This window comes from Allostigmatella hybrida (assembly GCF_020103775.1).
GTDB classification, from domain to species: Bacteria; Myxococcota; Myxococcia; order Myxococcales; family Myxococcaceae; genus Hyalangium; species Hyalangium aurantiaca.
Genome location: NZ_JAHXBH010000001.1, coordinates 790,985 through 810,007, shown reverse-complemented (window position 1 = coordinate 810,007; position 19,023 = coordinate 790,985). Strand labels below are relative to the sequence as shown.

Here is a 19,023-nt window from a genome sequence, read left to right as displayed (position 1 = left end):
CGCCTCCCCGGGCCGGGTTCTGCGCCCCAAAAAGAAAGAGGGCCCGGGCATACACCCGGGCCCTCCCCCGTACTGCTCAGATTACCGCGAGAACAGCCGGCGGCGGCTCAGCACCACCATGCCGAGCATCAGCAGCGGCATGAGCGGACCGGCGCCCGAGTCGGTGGCACAACCGCAGCCCTCGTCCCCGTCGTCACCGTCACCGTCGCCGTCGCCATCGCCGCCGCCGGTCTTCGCCGTCACCGTGATGGAGACCGTGTCCTCGCTGCTCAGGCCCTTCGCGTCCGTCACCTTGAAGGTGAAGGTGAGCACCGTGTCGGCGTCCACATCCGGCGCGGTGAAGGTGGCCCCAGCGGCATCCGCCCCCGTGAGCGTTACCGACGGACCCGCCGTCTGCGTCCAGGCGTACGTCAGCGCATCACCGTCCGGATCCGTGGCGGTCCCGGCCAGGCGCACCTCCGTGCCCTCCTGCACACTCTGGTCGGCGCCCGCATCGGCCACCGGCGCACGGTTCACATCGCGAACCGTGAGGGTCACCGTGCTGGGCTCGGAGGAGGCGCTTCCGTCGCTGACCACCAGGCTGAAGGTCAGCTCCGTGTCCGCCGCCACCTCCGGCGCCGTGAAGGTGGGGTTGGCCACCGTGGCATCGCTCAGCGCCACCGTGGGGCCGGCCGTCTGGGTCCACGCGTACGTCAGCGTGTCACCATCCGCGTCCGTCCCGCTGCCCGCCAGCGTGACCTCGGTGCGCTCGTCCACCGTCTGCGCAGGGCCCGCGTTGGCCACCGGCGCCCGGTTCTCGTTGGCCACGGTGATGGTCACCGTGTCGGAGCTGGTCAGCGTGCCGTCGCTCACCGTGAGCTGGAAGGTGAGGGCCGTGTCGGCCTCCACTTCCGGCGCCGTGAAGGTGGGCTGGGCGGCCGTGGCGCCGGTGAGCGTCACCGCCGGGCCCGCCGTCTGCGTCCACGCGTACGTCAGCGTGCTGCCATCCGGATCCGTGGAGCCGCTGCCATCCAACGTCACCGCAGCGAGCTCGTTCACCGTCTGGTCCGGGCCCGCGTTGGCCACCGGCGCGCGGTTCACGTTGCGCACGGTGATGTTCACCGTGTCGGCGGCGCTGGTAGCCGTGCCGTCGCTCACCCGGAGGCTGAAGGTGATCGTGGTGTTGGCCGTCACGTCCGGCGCGGTGAAGGTGGGGTTGGCCACCGTGGCGCTGCTGAGCGCCGCCGTGGGGCCCGCCGTCTGGGTCCACGCGTACGTCACCGTGTCACCATCCGCGTCCGTGCCGCTGCCCGCCAGCGTCACCGTGGCGCCCTCGTCCACCGTCTGGTCCGGGCCCGCGTTGGCCACCGGCGTGCGGTTCACGTTGCGCACGGTGATGGTCACCGTGTCGGAGCTGGTCAGCGTGCCGTCGCTCACGGTGAGCTGGAAGGTGAGCGCGGTGTTGGCCGTCACTTCCGGCGCCGTGAAGGTGGGCTTGGCGGCCGTGGCGCTGCTGAGCGTCACCGTGGGGCCGTCCGTCTGGGCCCACGCGTACGTCAGCGTGCCGCCGTCCGGATCCGTGCCGCTGCCGTTCAGCGTCACCGTGGTGCGCTCATCCACCGACGCGTCCGGGCCCGCGTTGGCCACCGGCGCACGGTTCACGTTGTTCACGGTGATGGTCACCGTGTCGGAGTTCGTGAGGTCCCCATCGCTCACCGTGAGGCGGAAGGTGAGCGCGGTGCTGGCCGTCACTTCCGGGGCGGTGAAGGTGGGGTTGGCGGTGTTGGCGCCGGTGAGCGCCGCCGTGGGGCCCGCCGTCTGGGTCCACGCGTACGTCAGCGGCTCGCCCTCGGGATCCGAGGAACCGCTGCCGTTCAGCGTCACCGGGGTGCGCTCGTCCACCGTCTGGTCCGGGCCCGCGTTGGCCACCGGCGGGGTGTTGGGCACGCACTGCTCGGTCTCCGCGACCAGCTTGTTGAAGGGCGTGTTGGTGATGCCCGAGAAGCTGACGTTTTCCACATCCCAGCCCACCGAGCCCACGGCCAGGTCCGTACCGATGCGGAAGCGGATCCGGACGGTCTGGCCCGCGAACGACGAGCCCAGGTTGACGGTAGCGGGAATCCACGCCGGGTAGTCCGCGCTCACGCCCGCGAAGGCCTCACGCTGCTCCAGGGGGTTGTCGCCGCCCGACTCGAGAACCGCGTCGTAGCCCGGCGACGCCTGCGCGCCGATGTCCGCCCACGTCAGGCCGCCGTCCGTGCTGATCTCGATGACGCCGCCGTCGAAGAAGTACAGGTCGCCAAAGTCATCGGCGCCGTACTCGAAGGCGTAGCGGTGATCGAACGTGAAGCTGAAGCTGCCCGACGCCGAGACCTGCAGCGGCGGCGAGATGAGGTAGATGTCCGCCGTCTCGGGCGCGTCCACGCCGTAGAAGTAGTGCTCGTTGGCCGTCTCCTCGTAGCGGAACCAGGGGTAGTAGTCGCCCAGGTTCGGGTCCCGGCCCACCGTCCAGGGGCTCACGTTGGCCTCGAAGTCATCCGAGGCGGAGGCGTTCAGGGCGTCGTCCGTGTTGGCACGCACCTGGAAAGCCGCCGTCCGGTCGCCCGGGATGGACTGCTCCGCGTCGCGGTAGGCGACCTGGAAGGTGAGGATGCGCACCTCCTGCGGGCCATTGAGCGACACGCCCACGTCCACCGTGGCCGAGGCGAACGGCTGGATGGCCGGGAAGGTGAGCAGGCCGCCGTTGGCCAGGGTGACGCCCGGATCCGAGCTCGTCACGGTGGCGGTGGTCGCGTTCACCGTCGCGTCACCGGTGTTGTAGATGGTCAGGCGGATGACGCCGCTCTCGCCGTTGTCGAGCACGCCGTCATCGTCGCAGCTGCCCTCGTTCTCGATGAGCTCGGCCCCGCCCAGCTCCACGTCCTTGCCGGTGAGGAAGCTCTCCACCACGCCCGCGTGCGTCGTCGAGGAGCGGGAGGGCGCCACGGCCCGGAGACCCGCGCCACGGCGGGCGAAGGCGGAGTAGATGAGCTTGAAGTCCGCCGGGTCACCCAGGTACGCGGCCGCCAGGATGGCGTCACGCGCCTCGATGAAGGTCGGCGAGGGCGGGGTCAGCTTGTAGCCCGCCACGATGTAGGCCTTCATCCGCTGCTGGGCCTGCGCGAACGTCAGGCGCGGCTTGTCCTTGAGCAAGGAGGTGTAGGCCTCCCAGAGCATCGAGGTCCACACCTCGCCGGCGTTGTGGTACTCGGCGTTGTTGGTGCCCACCAGGTCCGGGTTGATGGGAGCGGTGGCCGGCAGGGCCACGCCCGCCTGGATGTGCTTGAAGGTCAGCGGGTTGCGGCTGAAGTCCGTGGAGTACGGGTAGCGGCGCAGGCCGAAGTAGTACCCATCGTTGCCTCCACCACCAGAGACGTAGCCCGCGACGGCGTAGGCGCCCTTGAAGCCCTCGTTGCCCGGCAGGGCCTCGTCCGACTCACGCGCCATCATCAACAGCGCGTGCATGTCGGCCCAACCCTCGCCCATGGAGCGGCCCTGGTTGTTCGACAGACCGTTGCCGTCGGCGATGAGGCGGTTGCTGATGTAGTGGCCCCACTCGTGCGCCACGATGCTGTTGTCGATCGAGCCGTCGCGGTAGGGCGCCGCCTCGCGGAACATCACCACCGACACCGGGCCGCCGCTCAGCGCGCCCTTGAGGGTGGCGCCATCGGCCTGGCTCAGCGACAGGGTGGGCGTGGTGATGGCCGGGTCGGTGCCGCCCAGGCCCGGCGCGGCGCCAGGGGCGTTGTTGGCGATGAGGACACCGATGGCCCCGGCGGCCTGGGCGTTCAGCGCCTTCACGGCGAAGGCGCAGGTGCCACGGTCCAGCAGGGCGATGTTGCCCGCCACCGCGGCGGCGTTGGCGAACGGCGTCTCGCAGCCGTCCGTGGGGGAGGCCCCGCCCGCGTCCTGCACGAGCACGACGTTGCCCGAGACGCTGAAGGCCGTGGGCCCGAAGTCGGCCACGCCCGGCGTGTACTCGCCCGCGATGGGCCCCGGAGCGGTCACCGTGAAGGTGGTCTCCGTGTTCGGGGTGAACAGGTACATCTGCATGCGCGGCGAGGCACCGTCCGCCGGCGTGGACATGTTGGCGTTGTTCAGCCCGCTGGAGTCCTGCGCCTCGGCCCGGAGGCTGTCGTTGCCAAAGCCGCCCCGGCCGAAGTTGTCCTCCTGCGCGTTACCCGCCGCCTCGGTGAAGCCCGAGTCGTAGTACCAGTCGTGGAAGAAGTTGTTGGCGAAGAAGAGCTGGGTGATCGCCGCCATCTGCTGGCCCGTGGTGGCGTCCGGCTCCTGGGTCACGTCGTAGACGCGGTCGAACACCTTGGGCGCGGTGACGGAGGCGCGGAAGTCCACGTCATCCAGGCCGTCGTCGCCCGAGATGTCGGCGTACGCGTCCACGTTGTTGCCCACCGTCTCGGTCGCGTTGGCCGGCAGCCAGGGATCATTCCGGCTGAAGGGCGCGTTCTGCAGCGTGACGAGGTTGGGGGCGGCGAAGGGCGGCTGGTAGCCGTCCGGCATGCCCGTGGGGTGCGGGGTGCCCACGGTGCCCTGCGGACCATCGTCCGGCAGGAAGGGGGCCGTGCTCTGCGCCCACACGCGGTAGGAGAAGGCATCGGAGACGGTCAGGTTGTTGCGGAAGAGCACCCGGCCGTTGTCCGCGGCGATGACGTAGGCGTAGTAGTCGCCCTCGGACGAGCCCGCCGCGCCGGTGTTCAGCTCCACGTACCACGCGGGCACGAGCCGCTCGGCCAGCGGGAAGAAGACCTGCTTCACGCGCGCCGGCGCCATCATCTTCGCCGAGTAGCGGGCGTTGGAGGCGGCGGTGAAGCGGTACGAGGTATAGGGGCCCTGCGCCTTGCCCACCGCCTCGAGGCTGATGGCGTCGATGGCCTGGCCGTTGAGGTCCTCGTAGGCCGAGGAGATGGCGCGCGGGGCATCCAGGGTGAAGCGCAGCTTGCGGCCCTTCGTGCTGGCAGGCGCATGCGGGGAGAAGGCGCCCGAGAGCGAGATCAGCTCGTGCCGGTCGTTCAGCGCCAGCGTGAGCGCGCTGCGGAACACCTCGATGCCGTCCACCTTCTGCTGGAAGGTCACCAGCGAGGCGTCACGCCCCGGGAGCAGCGGATGCACGCTCGCGGGCGCCGACTGCGCCACCTCGGCGGACAGGTTGTAGAGCGGGGCCACCCGGCCCAGGTGCACGCGCGCGGCCTGCTCCGGCGACATGCGCCGCAGGGCCGACTGGAGCCGCTCGTCGACCGCCGTCCGGTTTCCCCACAGGAACGCCGATTCCCCTGCACGCGCTCCGAACCGGGAAACGCGCAGGCCCGAAGACTGCGCCTGGACATGGCTGTCCTTGCGCAGAGACGATGCGCCCTTTTGAGACGCATCAATATTGGGAAGATCCTTCCCATTTGCTGCCGTCCCCGAGACGGCCAGCACCAGGCCTGACAAGGCCGAAACCCATTGCTTCACGGTCTACCCCTGTGGAGAAAAAACGGTACGTCACCGTCCCCTGGCACAAACCCCAGGCACCATCCGCCCGGAGTGCGCAGACACCAGGGACGGGCAAGTGTACGCAATGTGACGTCCCGGTAAAAGTCACCCCGGGAAATAATGGCTAACGCGTGGGCTGGGGTGCCGGAAGATAACCCGGCACTGGCCCCGTGGCCTCGGCCTGCGGGGCCTGAACGTCGACCTGAAGCTTTTCAAGCACTGCTGTGTCTGTCTTGAATTGAGCTTGTTCCTGGAGTTTCTCGGTGTATGCGCTGACACGCGCCTCCCGCCGCTCGCGGGCGATTCGCGTGCGTAACATCGATGACACAGCCTCCAGGGGCTGGTTTCGCTCGGGGCGCACGTCGGTCAGTTTCAGCAGATGAAAGCCTTTGGGGGACTCCACCACGGCCGAGGTCTCCCCCACGCGCTGAAGCTTGCCCGCCGCGGCGGCCACCTCGGGCCCCAGCTTTTCCTTCAATTCCCCAGTGGTCACCAGGTGGGTGTCGGCGCTTGCGGGTTTGGCCTCCGGATCGCCCGAGGCCTCCTTCACCAGCGCATCGAAGCCATCGAAGTCCAGGGGCTGGAGCTTGCGCGCCTTGTCCAGCAGCGCCTGGGCCTGCTTTTTCTTCGCGGCGCGATCAGCGCTCCCCGCGGGGGCGGGCACCAGCAGGTGCGAGTAGCGCCCGCGCGCCGGGGAGACGAACTCGGCCTTGTTCGTTTCGTAATAGGCGGCGATGTCCTCGGGGGTGACCGGGGCCGCCTGCTCCTCGAACTCCTTGTGCAGCAGCCGCTGCACCATGGCGCGCTTGGCCGCCTCGAGCACCTCCGGGTCCTGGTCCAGCCCCCGGCGCCGCGCCTCCTGAACGAAGAGCTCGAAGCGCGCCAGCCCCTCGGCGTACTCCCGCCGCTGCTCCACTGACTGCACCCGGGTGCGTGCGGCGGGGTTCATCTGCGAGATGTAAGTCTGGAGTTGCTCCAGGGTGATGGCGCCGCCCTGAAACGAGACCACCGGCGTGCCCTTCACCTGCGCGGCCGGCGGGGGCGAGGTGCTCCCGGCCGCCGGGCCTTCCTTGCCACAGCCAGAGAACAGGAGAACCGAGAGGGCGGGAACCGAGAGCAGAGGGCGGAAGCGCATGGGACGGGGCTTCTCGCTAGCACCCTGCCCCGGGGCCAGCAAGGCACCCCCCGCGATTCCTCCGGAGCCCCCTCGGCGGGTCCAGAACACTCACCGGCACTTTCAGACCTGGCCGTGTTTTCAGGATTGGTTAGAATATCTCCATGCTCAAACTAATCAGCGGTTCAAAGTCTCACCGTGGGCTTCTGCTCTCTGCCTTCACCCTCGCCGCGTGCGGGCCCGCGGACGCGCCAGACACCGGTTCGGCCGCCCCCGCGCAGGCGGAGGGCGCACTGGCGAGCGGGCCTGCCTGTGCCTCCCTGCCCGCCACGCTGACCCTCAACGGCGAGGCGAACTGGACCATCGAGTGCGCGTCGTCCGCCACCTACACGGATCCGGGCGCGCAGGCCGCCGACGGGTGTGGCAACGCCCTGACGGTCAACACGTACAACTCCGGGCAGAACCCCACGCCCAAGGAGCCCGGCCCGAACCCCAAGGTCGAGGGCGACTACGCGGTGTCCTACTGGGCGCAGCCTCCGGGCGGGCACGCGGTGGCCGCCACCCGCTGGGTCAAGGTCGATGACCGCACGGCCCCCACGCTGACGCTCAAGGGCGCGGCCCACATCGTCCACACCTGCAACCGCCCGTTCGTGGATCCCGGCGCCGAGGCTACCGACGCGTGCTACGGCGCCCTCTCGCACGTCATCTGGCGCACCGGCGAGGTGAATGGCTGGGCCGAGGGCACCTACACGATTACCTACACGCTCACGGATCCGGGCGGCAACGTGGCCACCCCGGTGACGCGCACCGTGGAAGTCGTCGACTGCCCCTGGTAGTCCCCCGCCTCAGGGCGTGCCGCAGAAGCGCGTGATGGCCTGGGCGAGCGCGGACTCGCAGCGCACCAGGTCCTCCGCCGGCACGTACTCCCCGGTCTGGTGCGCCACCCGGATGTCTCCCGGGCCGAACACCACCGCCTCGGCCCCCAGTTCCGTGAGCTGCGGGGCCTCGGTGCCGAAGGAGACGGTGCCCGGCGCGTTGCCGGACACCTCCGCCAGGAAGCGCACCACCTCCGCCTCCGGCGGCGTGCTCACGCCCCGGTCCATCCGCAGCACGCGGATGCGCGCCTCGTAGCCCGGCTCCTGCTTCACCAGCTCTTGGCGGATGCGCTCCAGCATCTCCGCCACCCGGTCCGGGGACTGGCCCGGAATGGGCCGCCACTCCACCGTGAAGCGGCACGCCCCGGGGATGACGTTCTTCGCCTTGCCCCCCTGGATGAGCCCCACGTTCACCGTGGTGTAGGGCGGCTCGAAGCCCGTGTCCCGCTCCTCACGCAGCGTGGTGTACGCCAGCGCCTCCAGCCGGTGCAGGAAGCGCCCGGCGCGGAAGATGGCCGAGGCGCCCGACTCCGGGTACGCGCTGTGCCCCTCCTTGCCCTGCACCTCCACCTCGGCGAGGCAGTAGCCCTTGTTGGCCCGGATGGGCGTCAGCCGCGTGGGCTCTCCCACGATGGCGTGCCGTGCCCGCCCCAGCCCCGCCTCCACCAGCCTTTTCGCGCCCACAAGCCCCACCTCCTCGTCCGCGGTGAGCACCACCATCAGCGGCGCGCGCAGGTTCGTGGCGCGGGTGGCCGCGTGGAGCGCGCAGGCGATGAAGCCCTTGGTGTCACACGCGCCGCGCGCGTACAGCCGCCCGTCCTTCTCCGTCAGCCGCAGCGCGTCCGTCCACGCCGCGTCATAGGGGACGCAGTCCGAGTGCCCCACCAGCGCCAGCGCCGCGCGCCCCTCGTCCCCGCCCTTCACCGCCACCAGGTTCACCTTCTCCACGCCCGCGTCATCCGTGTAGCGCTGGCGCTGCGCGGAGAAGCCCGCCCGCTCCAGGTGCTGCTGCGCATAGTCGATGAGCGGCGCGTTGGGACGGGACGAGGTGGTGTCCAGCGCCACCAGCTCCGTCAGGGTGGCTCGCAGCGCGGGCAGGGTGTCGTTCACGGGTAGAGTCTCCGGGCCAGGGTGTGGAAGGCGCGGCCAGTTTCCTCCGCGCGCGGGTGGAGTCCATCTCGCACCACGAGCTTTCCGTCCACCGCCACGTCCCGCACCGCCGCCTTGTCCGTGCCGAGCACGATGCCCGAGAGCAACGAGGCGGGGCTGGCCCCCACGAGCGAGGGGTGGTTCAGGTCCACCGTGAAGAAGTCCGCGGGCGTGCCCGGATCCAGCGTGCCCGTGGGCAGCCCCAGGCTCTTCGCCCCGTTCACCGTGGCCAGCTCCAGAAGCCGCACCCCCAGCCCGTCCACCGCGCCGCCGCCCGGGTCCATCACCGCGCGCCGCAGCCGCCGCAGCCGCAGGTGCCCCTCGAGCTGCCGGGCCTCGTCCAGCAGGTCCACCAGGGCCTGGCTGTCCGAGCCCAGGCTCAGGCGCACGCCCTGCGCCGCCAGCATGTCCGCGGGGATGATGCCATCGCCCAGGTTGCGCTCCGTGGAGGGGCAGGCGCACACGCCCGCGGACACCTCGCCCAGCATCCGCGCCTCGTCCTCCGTCACGTGCACCGCGTGCACCGCGGTGAAGCGGGTCTCCAGTACGCCCAGCTCCTCCAGGAGCTCCACCGGGCGCCGGCCGTGCTCGGCGAGGCACACCTCCACCTCGCGGGGCTGCTCCGCCACGTGCATGTGCACCGGCATGTCCGTGCGCACCCCGGCGAGCACGGTGAGCCACTCCTTGGGCACCGCGCGCACGCTGTGCGGCGCCAGCCCCACCGTCACCGCGGGGTCTCCCCGCGTGGCCCGCGCCAGCTCCGCCACCGCCGCGAGGAACATGTCCACGTCCGGCTCGATGAAGCGGCGCTGCCGGGGGTTCTCCGGCACGCGGAAGCCCGCGCGCGCATAGCCCACCCGCAGCAGGACGATGCGCAGGCCCACGTCCCGGGCGGCGCGAATCACCGCGCGCGCCAGCTCGTTGCGATCCTCGTACGGGGTGCCATCCGGCTGGTGGTGCAGGTAGTGGAACTCGCCCACCGCGGTGATGCCCGAGAGCACCATTTCCAGGAAGGCCTGCCGCGAGGCGGTGTACACCTCCTCGGGCGTCAGGGCCTCGGCGGCACGGTACATGGCCTCGCGCCAGCTCCAGAAGTCATCCGAGCCATGGCCCTCGGCCACGTACTCCGTGCGCCCGCGGATGAGCCGCTGGAAGGCGTGGGAGTGCCCGTTGACGAGCCCTGGAAGCAATGCACGCCCGGGTAGCCGGACGAGGCGTGCCCCCTCCGGCAGGGGCCCTCCCGGCTCCAGGATGCGGCCATCGGCGCCCACCCGCAGGGCGCCTCCCTCTTGGAGCCGTCCCCGCACATAGAGGAGGTCCGGCTGGTAAACCGTGGTCTCGTTCACCCCCGGCAGCCTACGCCACCGCCTCCCGCCTCGCAGCTAGGCGCCGACGCGCAGGTGCACAGGTCAACGCAGGCACGCCCCCTGGGGTAGCACCGCTGTTCACCGGGCGGAAAATTGGACCCCTGCGAGACGCTCCGCCCGTCAGGTGGTGATTTCCGAGCCCTCGGCGGCCGAGGCCTGCTCGCGCAGCCAGGGGCGGGCGCGGATCGCATCGCGGATCCACGTCAGGTGGCGCCGTTCATCCTCCCGGTTCTTCTGGATGAGCTGGGCCACCTCCGGGCTCCAGTCGAACTGGAGCGCCAAGTCATAGGCGCGGTTGGTGAACTCCTCGTTGCCGAGCATGGCCACCAGGGCCGCCTCGGTGCCCATCATGCTCGTCACCGCCGTCAGGCCCTTCATCGCCGCGCCCTTCAGGTCGGGGCTCAGCGCCACCGGCTCGCCGCCGAAGCGCTCGATGAGCAGGTTGAGATCCTGGATGTGGCGCAGGTGGTCCACCCGGAAATCATTGAGCCGCTCACGCACCAGCGGCTGCGAAATGCGGGAGATCGCCGCGTCGTAGGTACCCACCGCGTCCGCGTCGAGCTGGGCCAGGCTCCGCAACTTCACCACTTCGGACTTCACTTCCATCGCCGAACCTCCTCGAAGAGTGACGTCCCCTCAAAGTGGGGAGCAGCCGGGCTTCAGCCAAGCCCGTCATGACGCGAAGCGCCATCGCGCCCTTTCCCGGCAGGAGAGCAAGCAAGAGGCCGCCGGATGCAGGCCCTGACGCAGTGCGCACCTTCACCGGCACACCGCAACCCAAAGGGGTCAAGCCATGAAGAATGAAGACGTGGCCACGACGAGCATCGAGCAGGTGACGAAGAAGGTTCCCTCCGTCAGCTTCCTGGGGCTGGCCATCGGCGCGATGGCCGTGAGCGCCACCCTGATGGTGCTCAACCGGAAGTCCTGGGCCAACTTCGTGGGCCAGTGGGCGCCCACCCTGCTCATCCTGGGCACCTACAACAAGATCGTGAAGACGCTGGATGACTCCCAGCAGGTGGAGCGCACCGGCCCCACCCAGCTGGTGACCGCCCTCAAGTCCGTGGACGAGCTGAAACACCCGTCGCCGCTGCCCCTGAGCTGAGCCGGGGGCCCGCATCACTCCCGTCTCCTCGCCGGGGACGGGGTGATTGCACCGGAGCCGGACGGTGCGAATTGTGGGTAGGTGAAAAGCCCACGCTCTCTCCAGACCTACCGCGCCAAGCGCGACTTCCAGAAGACCTCCGAGCCCGAGCCCGAGGCCGAAGCCCCTCGCTCACCGGGCGAGCCGCCCATCTTCGTCGTGCACAAGCACGATGCCACCCGGCTCCACTACGACTTGCGCCTGGAGATCGACGGCGCGCTGGCCAGTTGGGCGCTGCCCAAGGGGCCCAGCTTCGACCCGAAGACGAAGCGGCTCGCGGTGGAGACGGAAGACCACCCGCTGGCCTACGCCGGGTTCGAGGGGCGCATCCCCGAGGGGGAGTACGGCGGCGGAGACTCCCTGCTGTGGGACCGCGGCACCTACGAGACCGTGCCGCCCGGGGAGGCCCACGCCCAGCGCCAGAAGGGCCACCTCACGGTGCAGCTCCACGGCGAGAAGCTCAAGGGCCGCTGGCACCTCATCCGCACGAAGCCCCGCGGCAAGAAGGCCCAGTGGCTGTGCTTCAAGGCGGTGGATGGCGAGGCGAACCCGGACTACGACGTCACCGCCGAGCACCCCGAGTCCGTGAAGTCCGGCCGAAGCGCCACGCGAGGGCCCGTGCGCAAGGCCGCGCGGAAGCAGGGCCCCCTGCCCGTGGAGCAGCTCCTCCAGCGGGTGTGGCCTCCCATGCTCGCCCAGCTCTCCGTTCCCGAGCAGGCCGATGATGCCACCCACCTCTATGAGGTGAAGTACGACGGCTTCCGTGCCCTGGCCGCCCTGTCCTCCGGCACGCTGACGCTCGACAGCCGCAACGGCAATGACCTGGCCGCCCGGTTCCCGCGGATTGCCGAGGCCCTGCGCGGGCTGCGCGTTACCGAGGCCGTCCTGGATGGCGAGATTGTCGCCCTGGATGCCGAGGGCCGCTCCCGCTTCCAGCTCCTGCAACAGGGCAGCGGCGCGGAGCAACGCTTCGTCGTCTTCGATCTGCTGTGGCTGGACGGAGAGGACCTGCGGCAACGGCCCCTGGAGGCCCGGCGCGAGCTGCTGGAGCAGTTGCTCGCGGGCGTGAAGCCGCCGGTCCAGCTCTCCGAGCGCCTGGAGCTGCCCGGAGACAAGGCGCTCGCGGAGGCCCGGCGCCGGGGCTGGGAGGGGCTCATCGCCAAGCGCAAGGGCTCGGCCTACGTGGGCTCACGCTCCGGCGACTGGCTGAAGCTCAAGGTCCAGGCAGGCCAGGAGGCCGTCATCCTCGGCTACCTGCCCATCAAGAACGAGCGGGCGAAGGAAGAGATCGGCGCGCTGCTGGTGGGCGTGCACGGGCCGGACGGCTACCACGACGTGGGCAAGGTGGGCACCGGCTTCACCTCGAAGACGCGGCGGGAGCTGCGCGCCCTGCTCGACCGGCAGCGCGTCAAGACCCCCGCCGCGGTGGACGCGAAGGCCCGCGCGGGCGCCGTCTGGGTCAAGCCCAAGTACGTGGCCCAGCTCCAGTTCACCGAGTGGACCGCCGATGGCCGGCTGCGGCACCCGGTCTTCCAGGGCCTGCGCACGGACAAGAAGCCAGAGGAGGTGGTGCGCGAGAAGCCCCAGGCCACCGCCAAGGCCCCACGCACCTCGGGCGCACGCCGCGCCCCCCAGGCGCTCGCGGCCCGCTCCACGCGCGCGGCCGCTCCGAAGGCGCCCCCCGCGGAGGACACCGGGATGGCGCGGCTGACCCACGGGGACCGGGTGCTCTTCCCCGAGGACGGGCTCACCAAGCAGGACGTGTTCGATTACTACCGCGAGGCGGCGCCCCTGCTCCTGCCGGTGCTGGCGAACCGGCCCCTCGCCGTGCAGCAGTGGCCCGTGGGCATCCAGGCCCCGGGCTTCTTCCGGCACGAGCTGTCCGGCATGCCCGAGTGGCTGCCCACATTGCGCGTGAAGCACGAGGAGAAGACGCTGCGGCACGTGCACGTGCAGAACGTGGATGCGCTGCTGTGGCTCGCCAACCAGTCCGCGCTCACCCTGCACGTCTGGTCCAGCCATGCGCCGAAGCTCGCGCAGCCCGACTGGGTGGTGTTCGATCTGGATCCCGGCAAGGGCGGCTGGGAGGACCTGCTCACCGTGGCCCGCCTCCTGCGCGAGAAGCTGGAGGCGCTCGGGCTGGAGAGCCTGCCGAAGACCTCGGGCAAGCGCGGGCTGCACGTCCTGGTTCCCCTGGCGCCCGGGCACACCTACGCCCAGACCCAACGGTTCTCGGAGCGGATCGCCGCCGAGCTGGAGGCGGAGCTGGGCAGCATCGCCACCACCGAGCGCAGCATCCAGAAGCGCCGCGGGCGGCTCTACCTGGACGTGGGCCAGAACGGCCGGGGAAAGACCGTGGTGGCGCCCTACTCGCTTCGCGCCATCGACGGGGCCCCCTTCTCCGCCCCGCTCAAGTGGAGCGAGGTGACGCGGAAGCTGGACCCCCTGCGCTTCAACCTGAAGACGCTGGCGAAGCGGCTGGATGCCGTGGGGGACCTGTTCGCGCAGGCACTCCAGGGCACCCAGACGCTCGAGTGAGGCCGGGGCCGCTCAGGGCGTCAGGGTCAGGCTGAACGCCGTGCCGTTCTGGGTTCCCGTGCGGTAGCTGTTCGGTGCTCCGATGACGAGCACCGGCGGCACCCCGCTCGCGCCAGGCGACAGCGCGAGATCCTGCCCGAGGTTGGAGCGCTCGCTCACGTCCCCCACGGCGACCATCCAGGGCGTGAGCGCCCCCTTGGACTGGGCGCCGCCGGCGTAGAGGAACACCGCCCCGCCACCGTCCGAGGCCACCGAGGCCCCGGGCGCGCTGACGATGAGGTCCGGGATGCCATCGCCCGTCCAGTCCTTGCCGCCCACCATCGCGGCCCCGAAGTTCACCGCGCGCGACTGGTGCACCAGCGTCACCGGGGGCTCGGCGTTCCCCAGGGCATTCATCAGCTTCTCGCCCGAGGTGGGTATGCCCGCCAGCAGATCCGGCGTCTCGAACAGGAACACCACGGGCTGCGTCACCCCGTCGAAGGGGACGCTCGTGGCGCTGATGGCCACCCGGTCCACCTTGTCGTTCAGGAAGTTGCCCGCGCGCGCCGTCGCCACGCCGAGCCCCAGGTTGTTGGTGCCCACCTCCGCGTCCGCGGCCACGCGCACCCAGGAGGCCGCCGCACGGCCCCCGCACCGGCCTCCCGCGGGCTCGTAGCCCAGCAGGATGATGACGCCCGAGCGGCCCGACTCCGTGTAGCGCCAGGCAATCTCGTCACAGCCGTCCCCGTTCAGGTCTCCCAGCGCCGCCGGCGCCGAGGTCTGCCGCACCGAGGAGGGCGGCGTGGAGTAGACCGGATCGCACCCCATGGACAGCTTCGCGAGCGAGGCGTCGTCCGGGGCCCGGCCCAGGAAGACCTCGAAGCCGTTGTTGCGCATGGCGCCGATGTCCTTCTTGCCGTCCCCGTTGAAGTCGAAGCCGCCCACCAGGCCGCGGCCAATCTGGCTGCGCTGGCACCGCCCGTCCGTCTCCGGCGTGCAGCCGCTCAGCACCCGCGGCGCCCACAGCCGGTAGGCATCCTTGAAGGAGCCGTCCGTCTGGCCCAGCGACACGAGGAGCCCGCCCACGGGCTGGTTGCCCGAGGTGACGCAGCCGGCCTTGGGGGCCGTGGCGTACACGGCCAGCTCCGCCGTCTGCGTGCTGCCCGGCACGGACAGGGCGGGCGAGCCCACCACCAGGTCCGCCCGGCCATCCCCGTTGAAGTCCGTGAACGCGACGTCCGTGCCCACGTTGCGCCCGTTCGTCAGGGGCGCGGTGGCCCCTTCGGCCACGAGCGTGGCCGCCGTCTTCCGCGTCACGTCGTACACGTACGCGCGGCCCGAGCCAAAGTCGTTGCCGCTGTTGGCGGCCCCGGCGTAGCCCGGCATGCCCACCAGCGCCATCGTCCGGTTGTTCGCCCCCACCGCCGCCGCCACCACCTCGCCGAAGCGCTCCACGGCGGGCTTGGCCGGCACCAGGTGGGCCTGGCGCGTCCACTCAGACAGCGAAGCCCCCACGCGGGAGAAGGACTCCACGCGGCCCACGAAAGCACCCGCCTCGGAGGTGGAGCGGCCCGAGAAGGCCACCAGCGCCTGTCCCGCTGGGCCCTTCCACGGCGCCAGCCCCACGCCCAGCACATCCAGGGCGTTCTGCCCGTGGAGTACCGACAGGGGCCTGTTGAGGATGCTGCCCTTCGTGAGCGTGGCCAGCGGGTACGCCAGCAGTCGGCCCGCGTTGGCCAGGGTGGGGTTCCCGGGCGCCGTGGCGTAAGGCGCGCCGAGCACCAGCTCGGGCCCCGGCTGGCCGTCCACGTCCACCACCGCCCAGCTCCGGCCCGCGACGATGCTGGCCGCCTCACCATAAATCTGCGCGTAGGCCTCGCCCCGGGCCATCTGCACGGGCTTCACCGGGGGCTCCCCCGTGGGCTGGAAGGCGGAGAGATCGAAGAACAGCACCCCGCCGGAGTCCGCGCCCGACTTCAGCCCGCCGCTGGCGCTCAGGTCCGGCGAGTTCGCCCGGTCCATCACCACCATCAGCAGCGGCGGACGGCCGCCTTCCGCGGCCACCGCGTCCAGGCGCCAGGTGCCCTCGTTGGTGTCCGCCGTGTTGGAGGGCATCACGTACACATCCGGGATGGCCTGGAAGCGCAGCCCGTCCGCCCGCCCGAAGTGCACCGAGACGGCCGTGAGCACCGTGGCGGACACGGAGCCATCCGAGTTGTACCGGGACACCTTGCTCTGGGCCGCCACGTCCACGCGCCCATCCCCGTTGAGGTCCGCCACCACCAGCGACCGGCCGAAGTCCGTGTTGCTGCGCGACATCGTCGCGCCGTCCTTCGCCAAGTCATTCCCGCCCAGCCGCATCGACGGCAGGTCTGGCACCGGCTTGCCTGGCGTCAGCGTGAAGATGTCCACCACGCCGCGGCGGCTCACCGCCGAGGAGGCGGCCAGGTCCCCCGCGGGGGCGCTGGCGAAGATGTCCAGGTCCCCATCCCCGTCGGCGTCCGCCAGGGCCAGGCCCGCGCTGAACACCCCGCCGCGCGTGACGCTCGTCAGCGGTGCGCGCATCTGCTCCGGGCCCGTGGCGCCCCAGCGGTACAGGTACACCGCGCCCGAGTCCGCGCCGGTGATGTCCGCGCCCGGCGAGCCCACCACCAGGTCCGCGCGCTGGTCCCCGTCCAGGTCTCCCGCCGCCAGCGTCTCGCCGAAGCTCGCCGTGTCCGTCAGGCCCGTGAGCACCCAGGTGGGCTCGCGGGGCAGCCCCGAGGCACTGCCCCGGTAGATGAACACCGCGCCGCCCGAGGGCCGGCTCAGGTCGCTCTCGCGCCGGCCCACCGCCACGTCCTCGTGGCCGTCCCCGTCGAAGTCCGCGGAGACGATGGCCGCCACGTCCGTGAGGCGCCCGTGGGCCTGCGACGGGCGCGTCAGCTCCTCCATCACCCGGATGGAGACCTGGGCCTTGTCCCCGGTGAAGGGATCCGAGGCCTCCAGCAGCACCGGCTCCCGGGCGCCGGGATCGATCTGGATGCGGCTGCCGGACACCGTGCCCGGGCCGGACAGCTTCGTCCATACCACCCGGTCACTGCCCCCGGTGGCGTTCAGCTTCGCGGAGGAGCCCGCGGGCAGCGCCAGCACCTGCGGGCTGGAGCGCAGCTTCGCGTCCTTGTTCACCTCGAACTCGAGCAGGGCCACGTTGCCCATCTGGCTGTCGCGCACGCGGAGCTGGTCGATGCCCTGCCCCGTGCCCGCCTTGTAGAGGCCCGTGGCCGACAGCGTGCTGCCCGCCTGGCTGCTCACCAGCGTGAACTCGGCGGTGCCAATCATCCCCTCGGTGCGGACCTGGAAGGAGGTGCCCGGGCGCACCATGGCGCGCCCCGGGGACACGTCGAACGCCGCCAGCACCTCGACCGTGGCCCGCGCATCGCCCACCTGCGCGCCCTCGGCCCTTCCCGAGCACCGCGCATCCTCCACCACGAGCGTGTCCGTGGCGGGCGTCGGCCCCGCGACGAAGGTGCCGCCGACGACCTGGCCTCCCGAGCCACCGGGCTCGGCCCGGAAGCGGTACGCGCCGCTGCCTCCCCGGGCCGTGAGGGACACCGGCTGGGAGACGCGCACCTGGACGGGCGACACCGTGAGCGACAGCGGGCTCAGGCCCTCGCAGGGGTCCAACACGGGCGGATCCTGCAGGGGCGGCAGCTCGTCCTCTTCAGCGGCGCAGGCCAGGGTCAGGAGCGCGGCGAGGGGCACCGCGCGGAAGAGCAGTCGGGACGGCATGCGTTGACCTCGAAGCCTCAGGGATTGGCGCCAGACGACGCCCAGCGCTGAATGGTGTTGATGAGCTGTGGATCCAGCGGGCCATCGGCCGGCATGCGCTGGTCGCGCACCGCCTTGACGATGCGCTCGGCGTTCTCCTTCCACTGCTCATACGTGGCGAGCGGCCGGCCCGGGCCCGAGACGTGGCACTGGGCGCACCGCGACTCGTGGATGGAGCGGATGTCCTGCGCCCAGCCGAGCACCGCGGTGCCCACCGGCTGGTAATCGAAGTGCACCACCCGGCGCGTCTCCGTCCCATCCAGGAAGCGCGCCACCACGCTCAGCGAGTGCATGCCGGGCTCCAGCGACGCGAAGGAGAAGGCCCGCGGGGTGCCATCCGACTCGGAGCCGCCCAGGCTGTAGGTGGGCCCCTCCGAGAGGATGTCCGTGCCACCCAGCTGGAAGAGCAGGGCCGAGGGCTCGGGGCCCACCGGCGGAATGGCGCGCACCACCAGCCCGTCGGCCACCACCTTCTGCCCCTGGTACAGCCCGTTCACGCGCGCCACCGCGCCCCAGCTCAGCGAGGCGGCCTGGCCCCCGAGCAGCACCCAGGCGCAGCCGCTCTCGTCGGCCGCCAGGAAGCGGAACTCGCGCATGTCCAGGCCCATGGCCTCGCCCCAGCGGTCCGCGTCCGCGTCATAGGCGAGCAGCTGGTCGCTGGACTTCACCCACAGGAAGCGGCCCGCGGCCAGGAGCTGCGCGGGCTTCTGGGGGAACTCCACCCGCGACCAGCGCCGGTTCTTGAAGCGCAGCAGCCGCTCGGTAGTGAGCGCCCACAGCTCGGCGCCCTGCTCCTTCGAGGCCTCCAGCGAGGCCAGGGACAGCAGCGACTCGTTCTCCTCCAGGGGAATCTCCGCCGGGCGCACCTGGTGCACGCTGGCCGAGAGCGCCACCGCCACATAGGGCTGGCCATCGCGCAGCAGCCACAGGCCCGGCGCCGCATCCTCCACCGCGGGCGCCGCCGCCATCGAGGTGATGCCCGTCAGGGCCGCGTCCCCCACCTTGAGCGCGGTGAGCTGCCCGCCCGACATGCGGTACAGCCCCGAGGTATGCGCCAGCCACACCGCCCCGTCGGCCGTCTGCGCCGAGGCCAGCAGCCCGGGCCCCAGCCTCTGCCGCCAGGGCGGGGCGATCATCCAGCCCGAGTCGGCGATGAACAGCCCCTGCTCCGCCTCCACCAGCGCTGTGCGGGGCCCGGTGCGGAACACCGCGCGCACGCGGCCGGGCGCCACAGGGTTGCCCGGGTGGCTCACCAGTTGGGCGCGGGTGCCGTCCAGCCGCAGCCGCACCGCCTCGCCCGCCACGGTGACGAAGACGCCACCGCCGGATTGATCCGCGAAGCCCGAGCCCGGCGCCAGCGCCTGCGCCGCGTGCGCCTGGACCGCCTGGAAGGCCATGGGCCGGGGCCGCTCCAGCGGCAGGGAGGAGGAGGATGAACAGCCGCCCACACCTGCGGCAGCTGCCAGAACGAGAAGGAGGGGAAGGGCGGCCTTCACTCCCTCCTTCTCCCGCGAGAAGGCTGTCATCTTCATCTGCTTCCGG

General features: G+C 71.3%; 10 protein-coding genes. 3 read left to right on the top strand and 7 right to left on the bottom strand.

The window, feature by feature from the left end; translation table 11 throughout:
- Positions 1 to 81: 81 nt before the first annotated feature.
- Both KY661_RS03150 and KY661_RS03145 read right to left on the bottom strand, forming a co-directional pair.
- Positions 82 to 5,487 carry a myxosortase-dependent M36 family metallopeptidase gene (locus KY661_RS03150; protein WP_225408769.1) on the bottom strand — a complete coding sequence of 1,802 codons (5,406 nt, stop codon included), beginning with the start codon at positions 5,485 to 5,487 and terminating at the stop codon, positions 82 to 84.
- 145 nt (positions 5,488 to 5,632) lie between these two features.
- Positions 5,633 to 6,643, bottom strand: coding sequence for a peptidyl-prolyl cis-trans isomerase (locus KY661_RS03145; protein ID WP_225408768.1), 1,011 nt, complete (start codon positions 6,641 to 6,643; stop codon positions 5,633 to 5,635).
- 143 nt (positions 6,644 to 6,786) lie between these two features.
- Between KY661_RS03145 and KY661_RS03140 the strand changes: the two genes are divergently transcribed.
- Positions 6,787 to 7,458 (top strand): DUF5011 domain-containing protein, encoded by a 672-nt coding sequence (locus KY661_RS03140; protein WP_225408767.1) that lies wholly within the window; start codon positions 6,787 to 6,789, stop codon positions 7,456 to 7,458.
- 9 nt (positions 7,459 to 7,467) lie between these two features.
- On the opposite strand, the gene argE is transcribed toward KY661_RS03140, so the two are convergent.
- The 3 genes from argE to KY661_RS03125 form a co-directional block, all read right to left on the bottom strand.
- The gene (argE, locus tag KY661_RS03135) at positions 7,468 to 8,607 is read right to left on the bottom strand and encodes an acetylornithine deacetylase (protein WP_225408766.1); all 1,140 of its coding nucleotides are present in this window, start codon (positions 8,605 to 8,607) and stop codon (positions 7,468 to 7,470) included.
- The gene (locus KY661_RS03130; RefSeq protein ID WP_225408765.1) at positions 8,604 to 9,992 is read right to left on the bottom strand and encodes a formimidoylglutamate deiminase; all 1,389 of its coding nucleotides are present in this window, start codon (positions 9,990 to 9,992) and stop codon (positions 8,604 to 8,606) included. The genes argE and KY661_RS03130 overlap by 4 nt, the downstream gene beginning before the upstream one ends.
- A 141-nt stretch (positions 9,993 to 10,133) precedes the next feature.
- Positions 10,134 to 10,619 (bottom strand): ferritin-like domain-containing protein, encoded by a 486-nt coding sequence (locus KY661_RS03125; protein ID WP_225408764.1) that lies wholly within the window; start codon positions 10,617 to 10,619, stop codon positions 10,134 to 10,136.
- Between the two features lie 187 nt (positions 10,620 to 10,806).
- Here KY661_RS03125 and KY661_RS03120 point away from each other — a divergent pair, with 187 nt between their 5' ends.
- A complete protein-coding gene (locus KY661_RS03120) occupies positions 10,807 to 11,115 on the top strand; it encodes a hypothetical protein (protein ID WP_075009687.1) in 309 nt (102 codons plus the stop codon).
- Between the two features lie 81 nt (positions 11,116 to 11,196).
- Positions 11,197 to 13,692, top strand: a complete 2,496-nt coding sequence (ligD, locus tag KY661_RS03115) for a DNA ligase D (protein WP_225408763.1) — start codon at positions 11,197 to 11,199, stop codon at positions 13,690 to 13,692.
- Between the two features lie 12 nt (positions 13,693 to 13,704).
- Here ligD and KY661_RS03110 read toward each other — a convergent pair whose 3' ends face one another.
- Complete coding sequence (locus KY661_RS03110) at positions 13,705 to 17,442, bottom strand: FG-GAP-like repeat-containing protein (RefSeq protein WP_225408762.1); 3,738 nt, start codon at positions 17,440 to 17,442, stop codon at positions 13,705 to 13,707.
- A gap of 17 nt (positions 17,443 to 17,459) precedes the next feature.
- Complete coding sequence (locus tag KY661_RS03105; RefSeq protein ID WP_398577129.1) at positions 17,460 to 19,013, bottom strand: hypothetical protein; 1,554 nt, start codon at positions 19,011 to 19,013, stop codon at positions 17,460 to 17,462.
- Between the last annotated feature and the right edge of the window lie 10 nt (positions 19,014 to 19,023).

What these genes read in the sequence shown, in the direction of transcription:
- KY661_RS03125 (WP_225408764.1), bottom strand. Translation starts at nt 10,619, where the DNA reads ATGGAAGTGAAGTCCGAAGTGGTGAAGTTGCGGAGCCTGGCCCAGCTC.
- KY661_RS03105 (WP_398577129.1), bottom strand. Translation starts at nt 19,013, where the DNA reads ATGAAGATGACAGCCTTCTCGCGGGAGAAGGAGGGAGTGAAGGCCGCC.
- KY661_RS03145 (WP_225408768.1), bottom strand. Translation starts at nt 6,643, where the DNA reads ATGCGCTTCCGCCCTCTGCTCTCGGTTCCCGCCCTCTCGGTTCTCCTG.
- KY661_RS03120 (WP_075009687.1), top strand. Translation starts at nt 10,807, where the DNA reads ATGAAGAATGAAGACGTGGCCACGACGAGCATCGAGCAGGTGACGAAG.
- KY661_RS03110 (WP_225408762.1), bottom strand. Translation starts at nt 17,442, where the DNA reads ATGCCGTCCCGACTGCTCTTCCGCGCGGTGCCCCTCGCCGCGCTCCTG.
- KY661_RS03140 (WP_225408767.1), top strand. Translation starts at nt 6,787, where the DNA reads ATGCTCAAACTAATCAGCGGTTCAAAGTCTCACCGTGGGCTTCTGCTC.